This window comes from Paraglaciecola sp. 20A4 (assembly GCF_011378905.1).
Lineage (GTDB): Bacteria > Pseudomonadota > Gammaproteobacteria > Enterobacterales > Alteromonadaceae > Paraglaciecola.
This window is the reverse complement of the sequence record NZ_WTPY01000058.1, coordinates 3,735-5,833: the sequence shown is the minus strand read 5'-3', so window position 1 is coordinate 5,833 and position 2,099 is coordinate 3,735. Positions and strand designations below refer to the sequence as shown.

General features: G+C 39.8%; 2 protein-coding genes. One reads left to right on the top strand and one right to left on the bottom strand.

The window, feature by feature from the left end; translation table 11 throughout:
- Positions 1–915, top strand: a 915-nt coding sequence (locus GQS54_RS22715; RefSeq protein ID WP_166426197.1) for an IS110 family transposase, incomplete at its 5' end; no start/stop codon positions are given.
- Positions 916–1,024: 109 nt separating this feature from the next.
- Here the strand turns inward: GQS54_RS22715 and GQS54_RS22710 are convergent.
- Positions 1,025–2,008, bottom strand: a complete 984-nt coding sequence (locus GQS54_RS22710; protein WP_166426196.1) for a hypothetical protein — start codon at positions 2,006–2,008, stop codon at positions 1,025–1,027.
- Positions 2,009–2,099 lie beyond the last annotated feature (91 nt).

Genomic DNA, 2,099 nt, shown 5'->3' with positions numbered 1-2,099 from the left:
ACAGGCAAGTTTCAGTTAGATATTTATATCCGCCCTCTCGATATTTATTTCACTGTTTCCAACGATGAAAAGGGTATTAAAGAAGCCATTAAAAAAATCCAACAGCATTCACATGGGCGCATTGTCATTGAAGCAACTGGCCGATTAGAAATGCCGTTCATCGTCGCCTGCGCAAACGCTAATTTACCCTTCGTTGTCGCCAACCCCATTCACATTAAACGCTTTGCTGGGGCGATAGGTCAGCGAGCTAAAACAGATAAACTTGATGCTCAACTTATTGCTCATTATGGTGAGGCGATTCAGCCTAGGTTATCTCAACTAAAGCCAGATATGATGCAGGCTATGAGTGATTTAGTCGGAAGGCGAAATCAATTACTCGTCATGCAAACGATGGAAAAAAATCGTCTTCAAATCCTTCCAAAAGAACTCGCTATGACCATCAAACCTATTCTCACCGTCTTTAAAAACCAGATAACCAAAATTGAGAATAAAATCGTCGCGCTCATAGGATCCTGTCTAGATTATCAAGCGAAGAATTGCATCTTACAGAGCATGAAAGGCATTGGAAAAATAGCCTCCGCTTCTATCATCAGTAACTTGCCAGAGTTAGGATATATAAACAACAAACAAGCGTCTGCGTTAGTCGGTGTGGCACCCATGAATCGAGAAAGTGGACGCTATAAAGGGCTGCGGAAAATCCAAGGAGGCAGGCATCAAGTCAGGACTGTTTTGTACATCGCCATGATGTCAGCAATACAAAGTAACCCCGTGTTTAAGGAAACATATCAACGATTAGTCGCAGCGGGTAAGCCTAAGAAAGTGGCTATTATTGCGTGCATTAGAAAGATGGTTGTCATCTTAAATTCAATGCTGAGTGATGGGGTCATGTGGGAAGCGCCAAAGGCTACAAATTAGCTATTGACGCCATAGTCTCTTGTTATACGGCGGTTATTCCATTACACCTTTTGCCTGCACAAAAAATAACTATGTTAACTCAAAAATGAATATATATGAGTGATAAGGTTTACCTAACCTCGTATTTAAGTAAAACTTCATTATCAAGAACGACATTTGTAGACCAAATAAATTTTGCACCAGCGCCACTAAATTTTTCAATAAAATTCATATATGCCTTTTTATTATTTACTCCAATATCATCTTCCGAGTATAACGTTGCTTGCGGCCAATGTGTTGAATCAAAACCTTGTTCCATCCAGTTGTTTGGGACTTCCCAATGAGCGGCATAAGCATTTTGTCCGTGGTCAGTTCCTTCAGTCGTACAAGCCTCAGATAAACGTTTCCCTTCAATCTCATTTAGACAAGTAAGATCATAAATTGGGGCAGTATAGAATGTTTGAGCTTGCCACTCTGAACTAGTGACTGTTCCATCACTAAAACTAGCAATAAAGCCTCCATCACCAGGATGATAAACTTTTCCACGGTTGTCTTCTGTACCCAAGCCTGAATTTTCTTCCCAATCAATAACCTTTACCGCAATCGTGTAAGGTTTCTTAACCTTAAATTTCACGATATTAGAATTAAATGGTGTAAATGGCACAGCGTCTACAGCAATGAGATTGCCATTGATATAAAGCTCAAAATAATTATCGGCAAAAATATAACCTGTAATTTCTTCGCCGTCTGGATCGACAACGACGACAGGTACTGAGGTTTCATCAACATCAGCAATATTTTTTGGGGTGATGTTTGAACACTCTTCGTATAGGTCGACAGCCTTTGGTCCAATAGCAAAGTTATTTTCGGCTGGAACAATCCAAACCTTTCCTTCTGAGTCTGCTATTTCTCCTATACTAGCAACCCGGCTGCGCCCGTTTTCACACTTAAAAAGATTCGACTCTACTGTTTTAGCAATGCCTTGAGTAATACTTGCAGAGCCATTGTAATCATTGATTTTACTACTAGAGGGTACCTCAGATGATGGTGAGCACCCTGTAGTCAGTAAGATGACAGCTGAAAGGGTTAAAGCTTGATTTTTTAAGATGTACATTGAGTAGTTCTCCTTTATTGGACGAGCTGTATAACGAGGCTGTAGAATTTCTATTTTAGAAAAATCAGTCCTCAAATTTATTGAAAATTAT

What these genes read in the sequence shown, in the direction of transcription:
- GQS54_RS22710 (WP_166426196.1), bottom strand. Translation starts at nt 2,008, where the DNA reads ATGTACATCTTAAAAAATCAAGCTTTAACCCTTTCAGCTGTCATCTTA.